The organism is Photobacterium sp. HL06 (genome assembly GCF_059552575.1).
On the sequence record NZ_JCANWL010000003.1, the window covers coordinates 68,062 to 91,353 of the forward strand.

The window sequence follows — 23,292 nt, forward strand, 5'->3', positions numbered from 1 at the left end:
TCCTAGTGGAAGGTATGCGGCCCGCGGATATTTTCATGATCTTGAGATAAGCGTGTGGTTCCTTCCTCCGGCTCGGGTAACTGATCACGGTTGCTGGCTAGGATTGACTTAATTTGCTTGAGCTTCGCCAGTCCTTCCTGATTGGCTATCTTGCAACTGCCATTAAGTCTTTGTGCAGGGTATTGACGGCTCAGGCTGAGCAGTCCCAGGCACAGGCGATAAGCCTGCTCTGGGTGTGCTTTTTCTTCCATACGCTGGCTCACCCATTTCAGCGTATCGGGCCCGATAGAACTAGCCCATTGTTTCAGGCGCCCAGGTGTCCATTGCTGATGTTTCTGATGGCGCTTAGGCATGTGAGCTTCATCTGTCGTCATACCGGGATAGCGCTTGCGGGGATGGGAAGCAATGAGCTGTTGTCGATAATAGAGCTGGACTAATTGATCACCGGCGTGCAGTTCCAGTTTCTCACCCACATACTGATGCGGGACTGAGTAGTGATGCTGCTCATACTGGATGTGATAGTCGATGTTAACTTTTACCTTTTTGATGGCGACATAACGATAAGGATGGAGAGGTAAGGATTTGAGTGCTGGGCGATCTAACTTATCGAAGGCTTCTTTACGATTTCCCGGCAACTGCTTAAAAGGTTTTAGGTTCAGCTCTTCAAGCAATGCACAGATACATTGGTTCACTTCAGCCAACGAGAAGAAGCTGTGATGACGTAGCCGTGCCAGGATCCAGCGTTCGACTATTTGCACGCCCACCTCCGCCTTTGCTTTGTCTTTGGGCTTATAAGGACGTGCAGGCATGACTGCCAGTTGGTAATGCTCTGCCAGCTGCTGGTAACTGGGATTGAGTTCCGGATCGTAACGGCAGGCTTTACTGACACCACTTCGCAGGTTATCGGGGATAAGCATCTCCGGCGTGCCGCCGAAGAACTCGAACGTCCGCACATGGCTTTGCAGCCAGTCTGGCAATGACTGTGATTCTGTCGCTTCAGCATAGGTATAGTTCGATGCCCCCAGAACAGCGACGAACACCTGGGCATGACGGATTTCACCGGTACTGTGGCTGACGATGGGAACAGTCTGGCCGCAGTAGTCGATAAAACATTTTTCCCCAGCCTTGTGCAGCTGCCTCATTGAACGTTTCTGCTGCTTATTCCAGTGAAGGTAACGGTCACAGTACTGAGAGTAGCTGTAGCAGCGATTGGGATATTGCTGGGTATATTCCTCCCACAGCAGTTGTTTCGTCATCCCTTTGCGTTTCAGCTCCTGATGTACAGCAGCCCAATCGGGTATTTGGTACCGAGCGGATGCCTTTGTGTCGGCAGCCGGGTAAAACAACTTTGCCAGTTGCTCATCAGTTAATGAATCAGGGAGTGGCCAACTCAGATTCAGGGCCTCAGTTTTATGGAGCAGCTTCTGGATGGCGCCAACGCTGACTTTCGTGCTGGCGCTGATTTGTCGGATAGACAACTTTGCGTCCAGTTTCAGCCTTAGTACGTCTCGAATTTTACGCATTGCAATCCTCTTTGCTGGCATAGTCCTGCTCCAAAAAAGGAAACAGGTTACCAAATAAGTTGAAGATCAATACGTTGAATGGGATTCCGGAGGAACGTGAACAGTGATTCCGGAAATGTGGGTAAAAGTGTTCACATTGAACCGGAATGAGTGTTCAGCATAGGCCGGAATACGGGATGAAAAGGCCATCGGCTAACATGGATTACCTGAAAAGGTGGTGATTGATGGCAGTCATTCCAACGCATTAGCATTGCACAATATCAACGTTGAACTTTGGCATAGCGGGCACATGCTGAGTCTAATTGAAACCCTTTCAAATAAGTATCTGAACAAGATTGTTGAGCAAAGCCACCGCAGAGTGAAAGGTAAAATGAACCAGGCACTGGGGTGGAAATCTGACGAAGGAACAAAGGCCACATTAGCTGGTATAGAACTGTGGTCGATGATTAAAAATGAGCAGCTCGACAACCCTGAAGGCTTATTTGTTTGGGAGCAGTTTTACGCGCTAGCAACCTAATTGTATCTGAAGATCAGTGCATTTGTACTTCAACATAACTTTACGACGCAACCCTATTATCTGGTATTGGAATACCAACTAACATCTTTTTAAATGAAGAAAAAACCATATTATTAATTGATATTAGGAAATATTAAACAGCCAACCTGTATAAATCGATTGGTCATGATAAGTGAACAAAAATCAAGCATTACCTGAGCATTTCAACAAAACCGTGAGTGATTGATAAATGGATTGGCCCGCAGCTGCTCGACCGCCAAATCGACAAATCTTCTGATCTTGGCATTAGCCTGTCGTCCTTCCAGATGGATAACATTAATGGGTAGCGGTTTGCTTTCGTAGTCCTGTAAAATACGTATTAATGACCCGTTTTGAAATTCTTCACCGACCTGGTAAGACATCAGGCATGTAATACCCAACCCACCCTTGGCTGCACAAATGGCAGCACCGTTCTGATTGCAATGCAGGTGCGGGGAAACCTTCACGGCCAGTTTGCCGCTTGGTGATTCAAACTGCCAAGTTGTCGAGGGCTCAACCGTGGAGGACAGGATAATTTTATGGTCAACGAGCTCGGATGGATATTTCGGTATGCCGTGTTTGTCGAAATAATCAGGTGAGCCACAAAGGACCCGTTGGATGTTACCAACCTGGGTGGTAAACAGGCTCGAATCTTTCAAATAGCCAATGCGTATGGCTACGTCCAACCCTTCATCGAGAATGTTCCCAACCCGATCGTAAAATACTGCCTTCACATTCACTGATGGGTTTTGTTGTAGATATTCTGCCATAATGGGAATGATGTACTTTTGTCCAAACATTACCGGTGCGGTTACAGACAATACCCCTTTGGGTTCGGTGTGGATGCCTGCCGCGGTCGCCTCGGCTTGCTCGACCTCTTCTAGGATTCGTTTGGCATCTCCATAGTAGCGTGCACCGGAGTCAGTCAGGCGAACACGACGGGTGGTTCGGTTGAAGAGACGAATGCCAAGGTTATGTTCAAGCTGGGCTATCGAGCGGGTCACAGTGGGCGCTGACAAATTAAGCTTGTGGCCGGCTTCCACAAAGCTCTGACACTCTGCCGCTTCTATGAAAACCCGCATCATTTCTAGTTTATCCATTTTTCCCTACTAATATTGCCAACTTTATTTTTACTATCTTGGTACTAGATTATTCCAAAAATCAAATATTATATATCTTTATGCGATTATATGTTTCGTAAGCCCCATAAACCCAGCATTCAATTAAGTTGACACGGAATTTATGATCTTATCACCATTAATAGGCTTTGTTGAAGCGCGCAAATAATACTCAATTATGGATAGTGACGCCAACTGGTTGAACTAGCATCTGTAGAACTCACGCTCAATAAATGTGTCTATTACATTGTCATGCATATCTTCTGATTTAGAGAAACCAATGGTTTTGCGATTGAGCCACTTTAATCGTGTTCTCAATGTGAGGTTCTGTCATTCTATACGTTAGGTAAATAACTTCCCTGTAATATGCTTATCTGCTGGAAGGTTTGAAGAGTAAATTCTGAAGTCATCCGTACAGAAGAAATTCATTGTAAATGGCTTTAGGAGCTTCAATAGAGCCCGAAATGTTTCTTCATTGTGACGAGCAAAAGTATGGGTGATTATCCTCTTAAACCTTGGCTCCCAAGCATCCCAAAGCCAACGTTGTTTCTCCTTGTTCTGAACAAATGACCATTGCTCGTCGACTTCACAGATAAGCTCGATTTCAGCATTACTGAATGGGACTGACGTCATTTTCCTTGCTTCGAGTTTCTTAGTGTTCTCAGTACGGTATTAAACTCAACTTTAAGTACTCTGACAATATCATGTAGCCCAACGTTATTCATCGCCATATCTACAATTTGTTCTTTCACACCAGGATGATAGACGTTGAAGTTGGAATAATTTTCGGTAATCAAGGCAGCGATAGGGTTGCGCTTTGTCTGCTCCAGTCCCATGTTTGCGAACTGATTTGGTCTGAGAACAGTAACGACAAGAAGCTTCTAGCATCGCTAGAATATCACCTGACAACTCGAAAAATGACTAAACCATAATTTAAATCAACAACTTGGCGTCATGACCCAATTATGGTGTTGTTTCTGAATTCCGTTATCATGGCCATCTTATTGAAATTGGTTGGCCTGATAACAAACGCCTTACAAACACAACAACCCCAAACGCCATCATTTTAGGAAGCATGCCTATCGGCTAACCAACCATTCAGACTACAACCAGGCCCTCAAAAACCGGGGGTAAATTGATATCTGACAGTCCGATGACATCCTAGATAACAGGCAGGATGAGGAGCGGATCCACAATGGTTCATTACATTACAACCTTAAAAGTACTACAAAATTATCATTGTTCTTTTTTCATTTCGATGACAATGAAATGTACATGGTCGACTTTAAGGGAGAATTCTAACTTACCAGGTTCAGATAACTCCAGTGCATTTTTTTCACTTAAAACTGGGTAATTTTCTACATGCATACGAGTCTGTTGCAAATAATCAGATAAAACCGATACACTCAGAGGTAGGTTCAATGATTACCGGTAAACAACCTCAACATTGAACAAACGGTTCATAGATGCAGATCTTTCCCGCACCAGAGTTTTCCATTCATGACGACGTAACCAGAAATCAAGCTGGCCTTTGTTCAACATTTGCAATGACTCAAATCCTTGCAACGTTGACCAGGCGTATTTTCGTATTTTAAAGCCACCGGTGGCCTCGATAAGTTTCTTAATCGGAGCATGATCGGACTCAGTGCCATTGTTGAGGTACTTCACTTGCCGTTGCTCGACATCAACCCGCAATCGTCCCCCTTTCTTCAGACGGGCAATTGCATTGGCATATGAGGAATGTTTGTCGGTATTCAAATTAGGCTGAGTGTCTACATCATAGTATCTCAGACACCGGCTAAAGAACTGATATGCAGCCTCTTTATTCCGTTTGTGGGATAAATAGAAGTTCAGCGCCTCTCCCTGCTTATTGATGGCTAGGTAAAGGTAGTGCCATTTGCCTTTCACTTTGACGTAGGTCTCATCGATCTGCCACGATGAATCAGATTGAACGCACTGATAGCAACGTAACTTTTTACGTAGTGCCGGAGCATATTCAATAAACCATTAATAGATGGTCGAACGGTTAACTGAATCCCCTCGCTCTGCCAGCATGTCACTGAGGTTGGCGTAACTCATTGGTGTTGACCCATACCAGCACAGGCACCAAAAAACAATTTCAGGGGCAAAGTGTTTCCATTTGAATGCGGGATTGGTCATTGAGCCACTGGATCAGAAGAGACATAATTGAATTTTGAGTTTGGGCTGATTTTTTTGCAACAAAGCCACCTTTACCGCGGTAAAGGTAAAACCTATGCGAGTATCCCCGGTATAGCCGGGGGTTTACCCATGATGAATTAATTTTAATGTGGGCTATTGTTGCCTTTTAACAAAAGTTCGGAAAAACATGAAGCCAAGCGCTCACTTAACCTCACCTACTCTTTTGATTTATATTGGACATATTGTCCGCGTCCGAAGATTTTCAAATAACAGCAGTTTACACCGGCGTTGTTGACTAAATCAGTGAACTCTTTTGCTATTCAGTGTTCAGATCATCTATCACAGGTGATTTAGGTGTCAGCAATGGGTAAGTCGAAGAACAAAATCACAAACTGGAAACAGTACAACAAAGCGTTGGAACAACGCGGTTCAATTACATTCTGGGTTGATGACTCTGCTATCGACTCTTGGAGATGCACCAAACATCACGGCAAGCGTGGTCGTGGGTTTCAGTATACGGATACCGCTATTGAAACTGCCTTAATGATTAAAGGGATTTTTTCTCTTCCACTGCGTGCTCTTCAAGGTTTTATCAATTCCATTTTCAAGCTTATGAATGTGCCACTTAACTCGCCTGATTACACCTATATCAGCAAACGAGCTAAGACTGTCGAGGTGAAATATCGCAACCCATCAAAAGGGCCTGTTCGACATATTGCTATCGATTCCACAGGCCTGAAAGTGTTCGGTGAAGGTGAATGGAAAGTCCGAAAACATGGTAATGAGAAACGTAGAACTTGGCGAAAGCTCCACCTGGCCGTTGATGTTGATACGCATGAAATCATAGGCGTAGAAGTTAGCTTAGTGAATGTTGGTGATAGTGAAGTGCTTCCTACATTACTCAATCCACTACGCCGAAAAATTCGAGAAGTGTCTGGTGATGGTGCTTACGATACCAAAGAATGTCATAAGGTCTTACAGCATAAAGGGATAATTCCTCTTATCCCACCGAGAAAAAATGCAGGATATTGGGAAGATGGTCATCCGAGAAACGATGCAGTATCGGCGTTGAAAGCTAATAACCTAGCTCAATGGAAAGTCGAGTCTGGGTATCATTTTAGATCGCTCTCAGAAACCGCCATGTCGAGATACAAAGGACTAACCAACGGTACGTTGACGCTCCGTAGTTACAACGGTCAAGTTGGTAAAGCCCTAGCCAATGTCAAAGCTATAAACAAAGTCATAAGACTAGGTATGCCTGAAAGAAAAGCTATTGCTTAGCATGCAGCCAATTAGAGCTAAATCTGCATAGAGCCTGATTTGATCAACAACGCCGTTTACACCGGATCTTTTATACCTTCGCAGTCATTCGATTGACAGCATCATCGGTCCACCAAACAGCATTAGCAACCATACGGAAGTTGATGATCGCAGCCTGGTAGCCATCCCCTTCGGGAACCTTGGCGCCGGCAGTCGCATCACGAACGACAGCGACTTCATAGCCGAGCTCAAGCAATTCATAGAGATGCGCTTGGGTACAAAGGTTTGCCGACATACCGGCCAGAATCACCTTGTCAATACCGCGCTTTCTTAGTTGCAGATTGAGATCGTTTTGGGCCGGGCTATAGACTTTGTGGGGGGAGCAAATGACAGTCTTGCCGTCGTTGATGTACTTCTTGTACTGCGGCATCCAATCGGCACCGGAGCCTTCGAAGCCTTCGAAGCCTTCGAGCGTCAGGGCGCCCAGACGATCAAACATGCCAATGTTATGCATGGTTTTTTCTAGCACACCCTCAAACTTCCATTGGTGATCGTGCGGGTAGTAGTAGTGTGGTGAAATAAAGACTGGAAGATCCGCCGTCTTGGCAGCTTCAAACAAGCGTTCAATGTTACCAACAGTACCTTGTTCGGTCACACTTTCACCAACAACCCCCCCAAGTAACACCTTTTTCTGACAAAAAATCAACTTGCGGATCAGTAACAACAAGTGCAGTTCGGTCAAAATCAATTTCCATGTCCAGCTGGGGAAGGCCGGGGGTTTTCGGATCTGCATACTTATTTTTGGCTTTATCAGTTGCAGCGGCAGCTTGTGGCGCAAATGCAGCACCAGCAACACCAACAGCGGCCACTGCACCGGACGTTTTCAGTAAACGCCGGCGCGCCTGGTCAACTTGTTCCTTCGTTGCACAGCAACCATCTTTATGATCTTGATCGGACATAGATTTTTCCTTTCCTGATATAAACCTTCTCTGATTATGAGTAAAGGCTGTTGACGGATACAACTGACTTAAAAACCTCTCTCTCACAAACGTTATATCAATTATTATCAGAAATAATCGGTTAAATATGAAAAAGACAATTACAGTTATTGAAATAATGTTAAAACAAGGCTTTGATGAAACATGTAAATAATACTCAGTTAAATGGGTTGTGTCGCAAAGTTACGCTAAAGTACAAACGTATTGATTTCCGGATGCAATTAGGCTGCAAGTACGTAAAATTCATCCCAAACAAATAAACCATCAGGGTTGTCGAGCTGCCCATTTTTAATCATCGACCATGGTTCCACGCCAACGAGGGTTGCTCTGGCTGGTTCTGTCGCATATTGAAGTTAGGGTGTAGAAACACCTTCCCCCAGATACAGTTCGGTCGCTAGGGAGTAAAATTGCTCCTAAACCGGCATGTTTTTCGCATTTTTCATCTGACCTTTTCGAAGAATCTGCCACAATTCAACCCCTGCGATACTTGCCTCTGCCCCTTTAATGGATTTGAATTCCACCACGGTACGCATCATCCATTTCATCGGTCGGTGGCTTTGCTCCACGATATTGTTGAGGTACTTCACCTGGAACACTTCAATAAATTATCTGATGATGTCACATAGTCAAATCTGCTAGTTCAGGGTTTCTAGCGCGGCGGCGTTACTACCGCTCTTGTCGAACACCACCTAGGTAGGCCATGTTGCCCTACCGCCTTAGTAAAAAAGCGTCTGGTTGCGTTTTTGTCCCGCTTTTCAGCAAGCATAAAGTCGATGGTGTCACCGAATTTATTGATAGCACAATAGAGGTATTTCCATTGGTCTTTGACCTTGATGTATGTCTCATCCATTCGCCACGAACTGGAAACTGTCCGTTTCTTACCGTTACGGAAGGCAACTTCCAACTGAGGGGCATACTCTAACACCTAGTAATTAATCGTTGCATGATCTACCTGAAACCTGAACTCTGCGTGCTACTAATAACTTCTCGATATCTCGATATCTCGGTAGCTGAGCTTGTAGGCAACATACCATCGGACTACCATCAAAATAGTGGTAGAAGGAAATTGTTTGTTAATAAAATTAAGGGCCACCGGGTGAGTTCAAGGTCTGAAAAGCCGGAGGCCTGAAGAGTGATTTGCATGCGGGAAGTTTGCTCGGTGTTTGAGTTATCCACATATTCACCGCTAATATAATATATCTTATAGATTTATATAAAAATCTATAAAGATCTATAAAATCAGCGTTTTTTTTTCAAATCAGTAGCTTATAATCCTAACTGTTACTCCTTACTGTTCTAACTATAACGCCTTACTGTTCTAACTATGACGCATTGCTGTTGCTATTAGATCGTCTTACTGTTCTAAATATTACTAGTTACTGTTGTAGTTATTCACACAGCTCGTTGATTCTGCTGTTCACTTCTAATTGATACGTTTTCCTGTTCTGAATCACGATATTCGCTTTAATTATTACTACCTACTGTTGTTTAATGATGGGTTTAATGTGAATATTACTATTTACTATTGTAGTGGGACAGCAACTAGTTATAGTTAGAACATAAAAACGTAATAGTTCAGGTGGAATAATGAGTGATGAGTTAGAGATCAAAGCGGATAACATAATTGCTAACACTGATATGAGCGAAATTCACAAAGAGTTTTTCAAGAAATCTCATGAGCTTGTCTTCTCTCAGTTATCACTTACACCTGTTCAGCATGATGTGTTTGCGCTGTTTCTCTCTGCATACCACAAAGAGAACTGGGAAGAATTTCTGGAAAAAGGAGAAATTTCTAAAATTCCACAGTACGAATTTCATGCAGATATTTTATGCGATTGGTTTGGACTTGAGAAACGACACCTGGCCACAGTTCTCGCAACACCTTGCGAAGGTTTATCAGGCAAGAAAATCGGCTACAAAACTAAAAAAGAGTTTGACTTTATTCCTCTGTTTTCCCGGGTACGGTACAAAAACGGTATTCTGACAATATCGCCAAATCACCAATTAGCAAAGGCATACATTGGCGTTAGCCGTGGTCATAGCTTGATTCCTCACAAGGAATTTCGTCAATTAAAGCTCGACTCTTCCAAGCGCCTTTATTCGATCTTATGTAGATTTAAGTCACCTGGAACGATACTACATGCACAGTCAATTAGTGAGCTGCATGGCCTGTTTGGCTTGCTTGACGAGAAAGCAGAGCTTAAAAAGAAGACATATGCTGTTACAGGAAATTTCATTAAGAGGATTATTAAGCCTGCGATCAAAGAAATTTCTGAAACAGAGAGCGATATTATTTTCCATAGTGATGAAAAAACTAAAAAAAATGAGGGATTCGCTTATGTCAAGGAAGGTCGAAAAGTCGTAGGCATTAAGTTTCTTTTTAGTTGGAAGTCAAAACCAAAAGCGAAGCCTACGCCAGCTGATTTTGAGTCAACACTTGAAGCAGCAGTGAGAACTCATACTGACCTTGTGAATAACACTTTCTTACCGAGCAAGGTGGAGCTCGATAACCTAAAGATTCATATGCCTCAATTGGGTGTAGAAGGATTTGAAATGACCCTTGAATTTTTTTCTCGCTTTAAAGAGGCAGAAAACGCGACAGAATGAGTTTTTAGGTTGTAACAAAATGAAGATAAAAGGGTGATCTGCCCCAACAAGATTTGACACCAGGTTAAGCGACATTCTTCTGTTCAAATACTACGGGGCTTAGATACCCAAGAGCACTGTGCCTTCTTGTTCGGTTGTAATCAACCTCAATATATTCAAATACCGTTTGCCGCATCATTTCTTTGATCATAATTGGTTTGTATTGGATAGCTTCAACTTTTAGCGAGTGGAAGAAACTTTCTACACAAGTATCCCAGCAATTTCCTCTTCGACTCATACTTTGTTTGAATTATGAGAGTTGGTTATCTCGCGGTAACTTTTTGAACAGTATTGGCTGCCACGATCACTGTGGACGATGACCTCTTCAGGCAGTCCTCGACGGAACAGTGCCACCTTTAACGCATCTCCGACTGAATTTGTTGTCATACGGTTATCCATCGACCAGCCGACTACCCGTCGAGAGCACAAGTCAATAATTACAGCAAAATAAAGCCAGCCCTCACTTGTCATCAAATCGGTGATATCGCCAGCTCACTTCTGATTCGGTGCATCAGCAGTAAAATCTTGTTCCAGAAGGTTAGGCGCAACGGGTTAGAAATGCTTACTATCTGTTGTGGCCTTAAATTTACACGCGGCTTTTGCAACTAGGCTCTACCTTTTCATGCTGTCTGATATCGTCTATCTGTCCACTTTTAATCATAGCCCACAGTTCTACACCAGCTAATATAACCTTTACTTCTTAGTCAGATTTCCAGCCTAGTGCCTGGTTCATTTTAACTTTTACTCTGCGGTGGCTTTGCTCAACAATATTGTTCAGATACTTAATTGAAAGGAGCTCAATAAAACGCAGCATGCGTCCGCTATGCCAAAACCCAATGTTGATATTGTGCAGTGCTGATGCGTTGGAATGGCTTCCATCAATCACCACCTTTTCAGGAAGTCCATGTTGGCGATGGCCTTTTGAAAAAAGGCCTCGCTGCCTTTTCATCTCGCTTATCACGCAGCAGAAAATCAATCACATAACCATATTTATCATCGGCTTGATAGTAATATTTCTACTGGCCTTTTTCGTTGGTATAGGTTTCGTCCATCCGCCACGAAGAAGCTATTGGTTTCTTCTTTTTTCGAGCTCGATGTTCTAACAATGGCACATATTTTATCACCCAGCGGTTTAAAGTTGAATGATCAACATGGATACCTCGTTCTGCATAGATTTCGTCAATTTCACGGTAACTCAATTTGTAAGTGAGATAGTACTGAACCAATTGAAGGATGATGTCTGACGGAAAGTGGCGGCCTGAAAAATTGATGGTTATTGTACGAGAAGTAGTGTGTGGTGACGGAGATCATAACGTACAGCTCCAGCTTGCGACAGAACCAAATTAAGTATGTTTCTCAATTCTAAATCAGAGCTAATACAGTATGTGGATTAATGCTACACAAGTTGGTAATATCTAGCTTTATGGTTGAAACCAATAAGATTTTTATGATAAAAAGTAAACGAGAACATCTTGTGGGAACCGCTCAAAAGTTGTTTTATCAACATGGATTTAGAGCGACAGGAATTGATTTAATATTAGCTACATCAGGAGTAGCTAAGCGAACCTTGTACAACCACTTCTCATCCAAGGAAGAGCTTGTCATTGCAACTTTGCAACAGCGTGATATCGAGTTTATGAAAATGCTGTGTAGTTCTGTTTCAAGGCTAACTCCAATACAAACTGGAGAACCAAAACTATCTAAAATATTGGCTTTTTTTGACGCCATGACAGAGTGGATCCAGTCAAATGAGTTTTCCGGTTGTATGTTCATTAATGCTTCTGCTGAATTTCCAAACCAAGACGATCCTATACACGTGGAATGCTCTAACCATAAAAAACGTGTTATTCAGTTTATCGAAACATTGCTTGCAGAGTTGAAATTGCAGGACACAACCTTAGTTGCACAACAACTTGCGATACTAGCAGATGGAGCCATCGTCAATGCTCACACTACTGGTTATATGCATGCACCAGAACTTGCTAAGATAAGCGCCGATACATTGCTTTTAAAAGCTTGTCAAAAAGTTACTTGATGCTTTGTAATTGCGTAAGGCGATTTTGTCGTACAGTCACTCTATGAGTTATGACCACCGAAGCTTTCCACTCAATGTAATCGCATGGCCATCCATTTTTCAGCCTGACACTTTCCTTCCGACATCATTCTTCTGACGGTTCGTTACTACCTTACTTATAAGCGGAGTTATCGTGAAATCGAAGAGATCATGGTTAAACGAGGTATCCATGTTGATCACTCAACCTTCAATCGGTGGGTCATCAAGTACGCCCCGTTACTGGAGTACCGGGCACATCAAAGAAAAAAGCCTGCCACGTCTTCGTGGCGGATGGATGAAACCTACAGTGTACCCGGAGTTCAGGGCTAGCATGGAAGCTTAAATGAACCACGAGTCTATCTGAAATACACAAGCGCGGTAGCAGGAGCTAATTTGTGTTTGTGGCTATGTCTGGTTGTGCAGGCATATAAGTCTGAGCGGCAGTGACTTACCGTATGCTGGTAAGGTGATGTAACCCGCTGACAACGGAAAGTGAGGCGAATTTGTTAAGCCAAGATGCTTTTCAAGACTAAGTATTGGACGGATAAAGAACATGAACCGATTAACTCGTATCTATGGGCTGAATCGTCGCCACTGCCTACACGAATTAACAGGCGGTATAATGCTGTATCTCACAGTTTATAAAGAGATACCGACTTGTTGAGGAAAATGTAAGTGCTCAATAACGGTTAAACGTAATACCACAATTCTACGTTTAGGCATTATCACCTTACCGAACGATAAGGTTAAAGACTGCGATCGGTATCCACCCAATATGTTTGAGTTCAGATAGGTAAACCGGGGCCTATTTGGATGTTAAGGGGCATGACCGACAAACAGGTTGGCGGAGCGCTTGTAGTAGTCTGAGACGGGGAAAGCCCATTACATGGCGAAGGGGCGCAGCTTAACCGATTTATGTGAGCAGATCACCTGACCTTAATGAGGTGAAGACCTCTGATAATCAGCGAAATGCAACATGAATTAACAATATGGACTTCGATGTCTAGTTACACTGATATTGCGATGGCCGTTGGCCACGGTTAAGTGGAGAGCCGTATGTGCTGAAAGGGTGCGCCGTGGTACGCACTAAATAAATAGCCAACTAAGTTGGCCGGAGGTCAGAGGAAATGTCTCCGAGGTGAACAACTTACCCGAATTCGAAAGAATGAAGGGACAAGAGCATGTTTGTAAAGCGGGGAATAACAGAAAGTGTGTATGTTGTGGCCCTGCAACGCCTGAATGATATGGTTAAAGCTAAACTGCCTGAACCCTAATAGCCAGTGGTGGTGCGCACACTCTTCGGTAGCACACTTGTACGCCGAAGTTATCAACAGTCATCAGTTCACCTTACGCTGGTGATACCCTCTGGTTGATAAACGATGAATAATGAATTCATTTAAGGCTATGAGTGGGGAACCTAAGTCATTCTAGAGACGTTTATTGGTGACGGAACACGGGATTGCCTAACGGGCGAGAGCCCTATGGTGACGGAGTTTCAATAGTAGTCGAGGGAGTAACGCCCCTCCGGGGAGAACAGGAAAGCTGTTTACAGGGCAAAGTGGAACAGGTAATTGGATAAAGAGGCATTATGAGGTACGCGTGATGCGAAGCGCCGAAGTAATACTAGATATCATACATAAGCGTGGCCAACAGGCCTTACCGTTACAGAAGGTATATCGGCTACTGTATAATCGGGACTTTTACCTAAAAGCCTATGGCAAAATCTATCGAAATGATGGTGCCATGACTTCGGGTAGTACGGAAGAAACAGTAGACGGAATGTCTCTAGAGAAAATCGATTGTATTATTGATACTCTGAGGCAAGAACGATATAGATGGACACCTGTTAGAAGAGTCTATATTCCAAAGAAGAATGGAAAATCTAGGCCGTTAGGTTTACCAAGTTGGTCGGATAAATTACTTCAAGAAGTTATTCGATCAATTTTGGAAGCGTACTACGAGCCACAGTTTTCTGATTGTTCACATGGTTTTCGCCCAAGGCGTGGCTGTCATACTGCATTACGACGTGTTATGCAGAAAGGCAGAGGAACAAAATGGTTTATCGAGGGAGACATTAGCGCCTGCTATGATTCAATAGATCATGCCATATTATTGAATATTCTGCGTGAAAAGATTCACGATAATCGTTTAATTCGTCTAATCGAAAATCTGTTGGAAGCGGGGTATTTGGAGAATTGGAAGTTCAACGCCACATTCAGCGGTGTACCGCAAGGATCACTGGTTGGGCCGATACTTTCAAATATCATTCTCGGAAAACTGGACCAATATATCGAAGACCAAATCGTACCGGCATATACCTGTGGGCAACGAAGAAAAACAAACCCAAAATATCGCGCCATCACTCTGGCGGCATCCAAAGCTCGAAAAAATGGTGATAGGGATCTGGCAAAAACACTGAACCAACAGGCTCAGAAATTGCCGTCTAAAGATCCAAATGATCCAGACTATCGACGCCTTTGGTATGTCCGATACGCGGATGACTGGTTGTTGGGACTAAGTGGTCCCAAATCCGAATCAATGGAAATCAAGCAAAAAATTGCTCACTATTTAGAGCATGATCTGAAATTTCAGCTTAGTGACGAGAAAACCTTAATCACTCATGCGCGCAATGAAAGAGCAAAATTTTTAGGTTATGAGATCCACATCCTACATGCTGACGAAAAACATGACCACAGAGGTCAACGCAACATCAACGGTAGTGTAGGTCTTCGGGTGCCAAAAACAGTAGTTAAAAACCAAAGTGCCAAATACCGGCGCAGAGGTAATGCGATTCACTTAACTCAACGGGTCAATGATCATCCGTACAGTATTGTTAGACAGTATCAAGCAGAGTATTGCGGGATAGTGCAATACTATCAGATGGCATACAACCTCCACACTATGGGTTACTTAAAGAGGAATGCAGAGTTGTCACTCGTGAAGACTCTGGCAAAGAAGTACAAAACAACTTGCCCTAAAATTTACAAGAAGTACGGCACAACGCTGGAAACTGAAAATGGAACTTTCAAGGCATTAGAAGTTGTTGTTCCTCGCCCAGATAAACCACCATTAAAGGCGCACTTTGGTGCGGTCTCTTTAAAGTGGAATAGATGGGCATCGTTAAATGACTCTGTAATAGTGAATATATGGAACCAGAGAAGTGAAGTGGTTGAGCGCTTATTAGCTCAAAAATGTGAACTCTGTGAATCCACAGATCGCGTTGAAGTACACCATATACGCAAACTGGCTGACTTGGAGAAAAAGGGCTGCAAAGTTCGTCCCGAATGGATGAAAATAATGGCAGCGCGTCGGCGTAAAACATTAGTCGTTTGTGAAAGCTGCCACCAAAACATTCATACGGGTAGATATGATGGGAAAGCTCTAATGTAATCAATTACTGGAGAGCCTCGTGACACGGAAATCGGTCACGCGGGGTTCGGTGGGGGGCAATTGGAAAAGTGTCGTTGGTAACTCGCTGGTTGCCTACCCTACTGCACGTGCGGTTCGGTGAGGAGAGGTAGAGAAATAGTTCGACTACGCTCTGTCTCTTACTCTACTTAACGTCAAAGGTCAGAGGAAGTATTATTTCCGGACTTTGATAAATACTGTTGCATCATTGATTTTTTGTTGTGTGATCACCATGACGAGAAAGCAGTTAGTGCCTTCTTTAACAAGATCCTGGCTGTATTACGCCAGTAATACAGCCAGTTGATATTGCCAGTTGATATTGCCAGAGGCGGTGGCCAATCAAATTCGTGATTTACAGGAATGGAGCCGGTATTTAGACTCGCTTTATCACCGCTACTGCGAGTGTTTTTTGTGAAGAAAACCAAACACGCAAAGCAAACCGTGAACTACCTCGGTCGCTATCTAAAACGGCCACCGATAGCGGCGTCCCAGCTTGAACATTACGATGGGAAAGATATTACGTTTGTTTTTTTTAACCACCGAACCAAACAATATGAAACAGACTCGCTGACGCAAGAAGTTATGGTCCTACGTATCAACGATCATATCCCCGAGAAGTATTTTTAAATGCTCCCTTACTATAGTTTCTTGTCGAATTGACGGTGTGGAGAAAAATTTCCGTTGGTCTACAAAGCATTAAAAATGGACGTGGAGCCGGCGCAGGCACTGACTTTTGCGACCTTGATGAATGGATTCACGAATGTAGGGTAGATCTATCCAAAAACGAGGCACCGCTTACTTTTGGAATAAAGGTAAGCGGTCATTGATGGTTCGTATGCGCTTTTCGACGACTCGTTATCATTTTATCGCTAACCGTCATGACCCATGCAGTCTACCTTGATGGTTAGCTCACATTGAATTTCCTAACCATCAAGGGTAAATCTGCTCATATCCATTTTTTGCAATAGGTCCCAATACCAAATATGTCGATGATCATCACTCTATCTCCCACTCATCAATCAATAGCTGATTTGATTTTTACCATAGTCATAGCCTCGCGGTACGTCTGAAGTGGAATGGTTCATAGCCCCCCTCTCTGACACTTTCATAAACAACCCAAAGACATAAATGTGCTTTTTTCCTGTCACCATGAACACTAACTTCTCGACCAAACCGTATGATTAGTTCCAAAGACAGAAAATTGTGACCTCGTTTACACCGTGAACCCAAACTTCATCAGCCTACTGGCTCGCCAACACCCTATCACGTTCGATGCACAAGCTATTCATGTAGATATCCAATGACTAAATGGGACAGAAATTCTCACACCATGAACATCTATTTCATTTTTGTCATATATGTATCCCAAAGACAAAAAATAGTATCTGTACATACACGATGAAGCACAATTTACCATCTCATCTCCCCCCGTTGACTAACTAAAAAACTAGCTAAAGGGCTGTGCCTGTTTGTTTTTCATCCAGTTTAACACTGTCATATACACCTCCTCGGTGTTTGGTCTTTAAAATATAGAGAAGTGACCAGCCTCGGTGTTTAGTCTTTGGGGTACTGAGATGTGACCAACCTCGGTGTTTGGTTTTTGGGATACAGAGAAGTAGCCAACCTCGGTGTTTGGTCTTTGGGATATAGAGAAGTGGCCAACTTTGGTGTTTGGTCTTTGGGATTTAGAGAAGTGGCCAACTTTGGTGTTTGGACTTTGGGATACAGAGAAGTAGCCAACCTCGGTGTTTGGTCTTTGGGATATAGAGAAGTGACCAGCCTCGGTGTTTAGTCTTTGGGGTACTGAGATGTGACCAACCTCGGTGTTTGGTTTTTGGGATACAGAGAAGTAGCCAACCTCGGTGTTTGGTCTTTGGTTAGATTAATTAGTTCAACAACTGTAAAATGGTGGGTTATTAAACAACTTTGTGATCGAAACGCGGCGGTAAAAATCAACTTGTCAAAAAGTAAGCTGTGGATAACATGTTAAACCTCGTTGTGTTGTCTTTGGGACCTCAGTGTTTGTTTTTTTGGGTTTGGGTGATTGGTCTTAGGGATCTCGATGATCGGTTATTGAGATTTAGGTGTATGGTCTTTGGGACTTTGGTGTTTGGTTGTTGGATAGGAAAAAAGATAACCGGTTGATTATAAAGCTCTATTTAAACTTATCCTTGGGTTAATATAAAATAGAATAAATAATATATAATGAAAAAGTTATAAATATTAATTAAAAAAAGTCGCTCTAATGAGTAGCTCCTTGATCTAATAAACAATAAATAGATCTTTACTTGTTTTTTCAAAAAACACATAATCCAAAGACAAGTCAACTTACACCACGAACGATGATAACGATTGATTCTCGAACGGCCAAAGATGGCAGCCTATTCTTCTACCCTGATGATTTTAAACTAAAATTAGAGCATTTTGAGCTTAGCTGTGCATTTCAGGCTACGGAATTGAAATTCATCGAGGCTATCGTTGATGGTTATCACATCAAAGATAGTAACAGCGTGATCTCTGTAAAGGATCTATGTGATCTTACAAAACAGAACATCAGAAGCGTTCGATATAACATCAATAAGCTGAAAGATAAAAATATTCTATGCGAACTTGATTTTCGCTTTATCGATAGCCCAAAAGGGCGAGTGTCGATGTATTTACTTCAACAAGTAGAGACTGTCAATGTAGTTGAAGCTAAAAAAGCCATGATCACAGTCGCTGAGAACAGAGCCAATGGTCTGAAGCAACGTTACTCTAAAGAGAAAACACTCCGTCAGTATGGTTTTTGGGAAAGCCCGCAGGCTGAATCTGCTGTCGTTGTTCGGCATCAAAGTAATTATCCCTTTGAGCAGCTACTTGCTTTTAACAAAGAACAGACTGCAAAAATAGCTGGTTTCGTTAAATTGTTAGATGATGCAGGTACAGTTCGAGAAGTACCAGCTGTGGCGAAAAGTTCGAGCCGAATCGTCAACACAGAAGATTTACAAACATTCTACGCGATAACCAGCTTAACTCATGCCTATCATGAGTCTAATGAGCATTTTTATATCCGTGAAAACAAAAAACCAGAGAATAAAACCCCGATTCATATCAGCGATATCCTAAAGCTAAGAAAAGTTTCACGATCCAAGTCTGCATATGACAAGATCCGAGCGAGCGTAAATGCATTGCGAGATACGGTCTACGATTTCAATAGCCTGAAAGACATTGAAATCAAAAATGAAATGCACAAGATGTTTGCAACTGAACGTTATTCGATTCTCGAAGCAACTCCCCTGTCTGATCGTGAAGCTCAGATTGTTGATAATAACTATATCGACAATGCAACGGCCTACATAGTTAGGTGGCCAGAAAACTTTTTCGCATCGTTAATGTCGGATAAGACCCTATACTCATTTCCGCAGGCAAGCCTTGCTATTCATCCTACTCTTTTCCTGATGTATCTGTTCTTCAGAAACATGATCAAGGCAAAACACACTGTTAGTAATGCATTCTCTCAGGATCTGACAACTATTCACCGTTTAATTGCCCGTAACGTCTCATATCAACAGTTCCGAAAAGACTTGCAAACAGGATTTAAGGATAAGAAAGCAGCGAAGCATTGTAATGTCGAGATTGCTGAAGGTTGGATTCGGGCTAATTTGTTTGGCTACAAGTTAGCAATTGATTTCAATGAAGGGATGCTGTCTGTTTATCTAGATAATAAGGAAATGTTAGCGGCGCTAAACATCACCAGTGAAAAACAAACCGCACCGACAATTGAAAACGTGCTTAGTCCTGTTGCTCGTATTCAGCAACTTCAACAAGATCCCGTAATTAAAAGTAGCGAAGAGCGAATTAGATCGATTGATGGTATCAATGTTACTAAACGAAAGTTCGTGACAACAGTTCGCCTGTCTACGGTGACTAACTTTACGCTAACACACTACAATCGTGATGAGGATTGCGCGGAACTCGCACAAATTGTTACCGTCCAAAGGCAGACGGCAGTACCCCATTCAAAAGTGTTGAGTTACATCTTACAGCTAAGAAATGATACCTCCCCTATTTCACAGAATGGGGTTGATATTAACTTGGATACGGTCGGTAGTCTTTGCAATGAATTATCTGGCTATTCACAGGATTGGAGCTTAGCCGATGTTGTTGATTATTTCACTCGTCGTAAAGCAGATCGTGAGATGTTAGTAACTTACCAAAGCACAAATGATGAAGTATTGATACCAAAGCTAGCGAAGAAAGTAGCAAAAGTTATACTTCAATAAAACTGATTTTTGGCTTTAATGTAATGAACCTATTAGGCGTTGTTGACTAAATCAGTGAACTCTTTTGCTATTCAGTGATCAGATCATCTATCACAGGTGATTTAGGTGTCAGCAATGGGTAAGTCGAAGAACAAAATCACAAACTGGAAACAGTACAACAAAGCGTTGGAACAACGCGGTTCAATTACATTCTGGGTTGATGACTCTGCTATCGACTCTTGGAGATGCACCAAACATCACGGCAAGCGTGGTCGTGGGTTTCAGTATACGGATACCGCTATTGAAACTGCCTTAATGATTAAAGGGATTTTTTCTCTTCCACTGCGTGCTCTTCAAGGTTTTATCAATTCCATTTTCAAGCTTATGAATGTGCCACTTAACTCGCCTGATTACACCTATATCAGCAAACGAGCTAAGACTGTCGAGGTGAAATATCGCAACCCATCAAAAGGGCCTGTTCGACATATTGCTATCGATTCCACAGGCCTGAAAGTGTTCGGTGAAGGTGAATGGAAAGTCCGAAAACATGGTAATGAGAAACGTAGAACTTGGCGAAAGCTCCACCTGGCCGTTGATGTTGATACGCATGAAATCATAGGCGTAGAAGTTAGCTTAGTGAATGTTGGTGATAGTGAAGTGCTTCCTACATTACTCAATCCACTACGCCGAAAAATTCGAGAAGTGTCTGGTGATGGTGCTTACGATACCAAAGAATGTCATAAGGTCTTACAGCATAAAGGGATAATTCCTCTTATCCCACCGAGAAAAAATGCAGGATATTGGGAAGATGGTCATCCGAGAAACGATGCAGTATCGGCGTTGAAAGCTAATAACCTAGCTCAATGGAAAGTCGAGTCTGGGTATCATTTTAGATCGCTCTCAGAAACCGCCATGTCGAGATACAAAGGACTAACCAACGGTACGTTGACGCTCCGTAGTTACAACGGTCAAGTTGGTAAAGCCCTAGCCAATGTCAAAGCTATAAACAAAGTCATAAGACTAGGTATGCCTGAAAGAAAAGCTATTGCTTAGCATGCAGCCAATTAGAGCTAAATCTGCATAGAGCCTGATTTGATCAACAACGCCAACCTATTATATAGACACCCTCTCCCAAGTAATCTTGATGGTTAGGACGCTGAATCCAATTTCAGATGTAATATTTCTTTAAACAGGCCGTGAATTGGGCACTGTTTCAGACAATATCAATGCAGCGATAGTTTACGAATGGTTGATTGGTGAGCGATTCTCAGGCCGTTTCCGAATTTTGGACGCAGCTATCCTAATGAGCGCCCAATAACCATCGCTCCTTTTCTAACTTTGAACTCCTGTGCTGCATTAATTCTTCTGGACGATAACCCGCTTCTACACTTTCAAACACCAGGCGTCCGCCACATAAGATACATTCATATGGATCCACATTGGTGAACCCCTTCATGAGCGAAGCAAAGCCCGGTTTTATCGGCTTCTTCTTCGTTTTAGTGCCCAAAACATCATACACTGCCGGCAATAACTGGCCCCGTTTGCGGTTTGACAGAAAACCAGAGTACCGGATCATCTTAAAGTGCCGTGAGGGAATATGGCTGATATATCGCCGGATCATTTCCTCCTGGCTGAGAACGAGCGACTTATGTCGCTGAGTACGGTGATCTAACTACCTGAAGGTGATAGTGCCGCCGCTGTAATGCCGCAGCCGCGATGCGGCTATCGGCGGACGTTTCAGGTAGCGGCCCAGGTAATTACGGTCTGCCGAAAATGTTTTGTTTTCTTCGCAAAGTGGACTTTCCAACGGCGCTGGAACTGGCTCTCCAGAAATTGGCACCACTCCCTGTAGTCTCTGATGTGCGCATAAGCCGGGTCGGATAAATCCAGCTGACCATAGAAATGGCGCAACAACGTTATCACTGCCAGACGCCAGTAACGCTCTGCCACCTTCTTTTTGAAGAAGATTGAACGCCACACGTTATATTGCTGGCAGAGACCGCCACGGGTTACCGACAGATGAATGTGGGGATGCCAATTAAGCCGGCGGCCATAGGTGTGAAGGACACTGAAAATCCCTATCTCCAGTCCCAGTTTTTTTGCTCAGACTATGAGTGTCTGACTGGCACAGGAAAATAAACGGTTGAGTAACCATCGGTTGGATTGAAAGACCGGCCATAACTTATCCGGCATCGTAAAGGTAATATGCTGCCACTCACAGGCCGGGAGTACATGTTGTTGCTCCGCTATGGGCTTGTTGCAGCGAGAGACTGGTGTGATATAGGCAGAGCTGAGAACCGTTAAATGACCAACGAATTCAAATGGAAACATTTTGCCCCTGAAATCATTCTCTGGAGTATTCGTTGGTATGGCTCTACCCCGATGAGCTACGTCAACCTCAGTGATATGTTGGCCGAGCGAGGGATCTCCGTGCATCGCTCTACGCTCTACCGATGGTTTGTTCAGTTCTCGCCTATCTTGCACAGGAAGTTGCGGCGGCATTATCAATTCGTCCGGGCCGACTCGTCGTGGCAGCTTGACGAGACCTACGTTAAGGTCAAAGGAAAGTGGTGTTACTTCTACCGGGCCATCGATAAGCAGGGACGAACCATAGACTTCCGCCTTTCACCGAAAAGAGATAACTATGCAGCCTATCAGTTCCTTCGTCGCTGCCTGAAGCGTTACCGTCATGAACGTCATCCGAAGACACTGAATACGGATAAGCATGCCTTCTATGCCAATGCCATCAGCGAGCTGAAACGCGATGGCCGACTGCGTACTGACGTCCAACATCGCCAAATCAAATACCTCAATAACCGTATTGAATCCGATCATGCCCCTATCAAGAAACTGATTGAGGCCACCGGGGTTTTTAAAGTCAACAAATGGGCCAACGCAACAATGCATGGGTTTGAGTCACTGCGGATGCTGAACAAAGGCCAGTTTGATTTCTGGTTACGAACCGATGAACGGAAGACATTGGTACGGGAGAGATCTGCCTTCATGAATCGTGTCTTCAATGTCGAGCGCGTTTTTGCCTGATGATTTATCAAAACCCAGGGTAAATCTACTTATATCCATTTTTTGCAACATCTATTTGCACGTTATTTTTAGTGATGCAGGTATAGATCTAAGTTGCAGTCATATATTCGGCATCTAAGTGAAACTTGTGTCCTGATGTAAATCCGTACTCTTCTGCCTCATCAAGCCCATGGCCTCTAACGGCCGTGTTGCAAAGCAGGTTTTAGAAGAGCAGGTATGACCTATCTTTCATCATCTAAAATTAACTCACGCAAACTTATTGAAATGCTTACTGTTAGGTTGATGCTAAGCTACGCAATATTGTGTAT

11 protein-coding genes and 9 pseudogenes are annotated in these 23,292 nt (G+C 43.2%); 11 read left to right on the forward strand and 9 right to left on the reverse strand.

What is annotated here, in order from left to right:
* Positions 1 to 2: 2 nt before the first annotated feature.
* On the reverse strand, positions 3 to 1,544 hold the full coding sequence (istA, locus tag AC51G0_RS30150; RefSeq protein WP_496304403.1) for an IS21 family transposase: 1,542 nt from the start codon (positions 1,542 to 1,544) through the stop codon (positions 3 to 5).
* A gap of 175 nt (positions 1,545 to 1,719) precedes the next feature.
* Between istA and AC51G0_RS30155 the strand changes: the two are divergent.
* A pseudogene (locus tag AC51G0_RS30155) lies at positions 1,720 to 2,040 on the forward strand (DDE-type integrase/transposase/recombinase); the annotation flags it as partial.
* 203 nt (positions 2,041 to 2,243) lie between these two features.
* Here the strand turns inward: AC51G0_RS30155 and AC51G0_RS30160 are convergent.
* From AC51G0_RS30160 to AC51G0_RS30170, 3 genes and pseudogenes are all read right to left on the reverse strand, one after another.
* Positions 2,244 to 3,158 carry a LysR family transcriptional regulator gene (locus AC51G0_RS30160; protein WP_496304404.1) on the reverse strand — a complete coding sequence of 305 codons (915 nt, stop codon included), beginning with the start codon at positions 3,156 to 3,158 and terminating at the stop codon, positions 2,244 to 2,246.
* 222 nt (positions 3,159 to 3,380) lie between these two features.
* Positions 3,381 to 4,064, reverse strand: a pseudogene (locus tag AC51G0_RS30165) (IS1 family transposase).
* 537 nt (positions 4,065 to 4,601) lie between these two features.
* A pseudogene (locus AC51G0_RS30170) lies at positions 4,602 to 5,336 on the reverse strand (IS6 family transposase).
* Positions 5,337 to 5,699: 363 nt separating this feature from the next.
* On the opposite strand from AC51G0_RS30170, the gene AC51G0_RS30175 reads away from it, so the two are divergent.
* Positions 5,700 to 6,617 carry an IS5 family transposase gene (locus AC51G0_RS30175; protein WP_496304405.1) on the forward strand — a complete coding sequence of 306 codons (918 nt, stop codon included), beginning with the start codon at positions 5,700 to 5,702 and terminating at the stop codon, positions 6,615 to 6,617.
* Between the two features lie 70 nt (positions 6,618 to 6,687).
* Here AC51G0_RS30175 and AC51G0_RS30180 read toward each other — a convergent pair.
* A pseudogene (locus AC51G0_RS30180) lies at positions 6,688 to 7,555 on the reverse strand (cysteine hydrolase family protein).
* A 452-nt stretch (positions 7,556 to 8,007) separates the two neighbouring features.
* Positions 8,008 to 8,687 (reverse strand): annotated as a pseudogene (locus AC51G0_RS30185) (IS6 family transposase).
* 494 nt (positions 8,688 to 9,181) lie between these two features.
* Here AC51G0_RS30185 and AC51G0_RS30190 point away from each other — a divergent pair.
* Positions 9,182 to 10,201, forward strand: a complete 1,020-nt coding sequence (locus AC51G0_RS30190) for a replication initiation protein (RefSeq protein ID WP_496304406.1) — start codon at positions 9,182 to 9,184, stop codon at positions 10,199 to 10,201.
* Positions 10,202 to 10,265: 64 nt separating this feature from the next.
* Here the strand turns inward: AC51G0_RS30190 and AC51G0_RS30195 are convergent.
* Positions 10,266 to 10,852 (reverse strand): annotated as a pseudogene (locus AC51G0_RS30195) (IS3 family transposase); the annotation flags it as partial.
* Positions 10,853 to 10,940: 88 nt separating this feature from the next.
* Positions 10,941 to 11,517: pseudogene (locus AC51G0_RS30200) on the reverse strand (IS6 family transposase).
* A 146-nt stretch (positions 11,518 to 11,663) separates the two neighbouring features.
* On the opposite strand from AC51G0_RS30200, the gene AC51G0_RS30205 reads away from it, so the two are divergent.
* From AC51G0_RS30205 to AC51G0_RS30235, 7 genes and pseudogenes are all read left to right on the forward strand, one after another.
* A complete protein-coding gene (locus AC51G0_RS30205; protein WP_496304407.1) occupies positions 11,664 to 12,275 on the forward strand; it encodes a TetR/AcrR family transcriptional regulator in 612 nt (203 codons plus the stop codon).
* A 123-nt stretch (positions 12,276 to 12,398) separates the two neighbouring features.
* Positions 12,399 to 12,599, forward strand: a pseudogene (locus tag AC51G0_RS30210) (IS6 family transposase); the annotation flags it as partial.
* A gap of 1,296 nt (positions 12,600 to 13,895) precedes the next feature.
* Positions 13,896 to 15,683, forward strand: a complete 1,788-nt coding sequence (locus AC51G0_RS30215) for a reverse transcriptase/maturase family protein (protein ID WP_496302168.1) — start codon at positions 13,896 to 13,898, stop codon at positions 15,681 to 15,683.
* Positions 15,684 to 16,061: 378 nt separating this feature from the next.
* On the forward strand, positions 16,062 to 16,328 hold the full coding sequence (locus AC51G0_RS30220; protein WP_496304408.1) for a transposase: 267 nt from the start codon (positions 16,062 to 16,064) through the stop codon (positions 16,326 to 16,328).
* Positions 16,329 to 17,277: 949 nt separating this feature from the next.
* Positions 17,278 to 17,493, forward strand: a complete 216-nt coding sequence (locus tag AC51G0_RS30225; RefSeq protein ID WP_496304409.1) for a hypothetical protein — start codon at positions 17,278 to 17,280, stop codon at positions 17,491 to 17,493.
* A gap of 496 nt (positions 17,494 to 17,989) precedes the next feature.
* On the forward strand, positions 17,990 to 19,963 hold the full coding sequence (locus AC51G0_RS30230) for a replication initiator protein RctB domain-containing protein (protein ID WP_496304410.1): 1,974 nt from the start codon (positions 17,990 to 17,992) through the stop codon (positions 19,961 to 19,963).
* Between the two features lie 114 nt (positions 19,964 to 20,077).
* Positions 20,078 to 20,995: an IS5 family transposase gene (locus AC51G0_RS30235; RefSeq protein WP_496304405.1), complete on the forward strand. Its 918-nt coding sequence runs from the start codon at positions 20,078 to 20,080 to the stop codon at positions 20,993 to 20,995.
* 247 nt (positions 20,996 to 21,242) lie between these two features.
* Here the strand turns inward: AC51G0_RS30235 and AC51G0_RS30240 are convergent.
* Positions 21,243 to 22,192: pseudogene (locus tag AC51G0_RS30240) on the reverse strand (IS91 family transposase); the annotation flags it as partial.
* A 54-nt stretch (positions 22,193 to 22,246) separates the two neighbouring features.
* On the opposite strand from AC51G0_RS30240, the gene AC51G0_RS30245 reads away from it, so the two are divergent.
* Positions 22,247 to 22,984, forward strand: coding sequence for an IS6 family transposase (locus AC51G0_RS30245; RefSeq protein WP_496304411.1), 738 nt, complete (start codon positions 22,247 to 22,249; stop codon positions 22,982 to 22,984).
* The last annotated feature ends 308 nt before the right edge of the window (positions 22,985 to 23,292 follow it).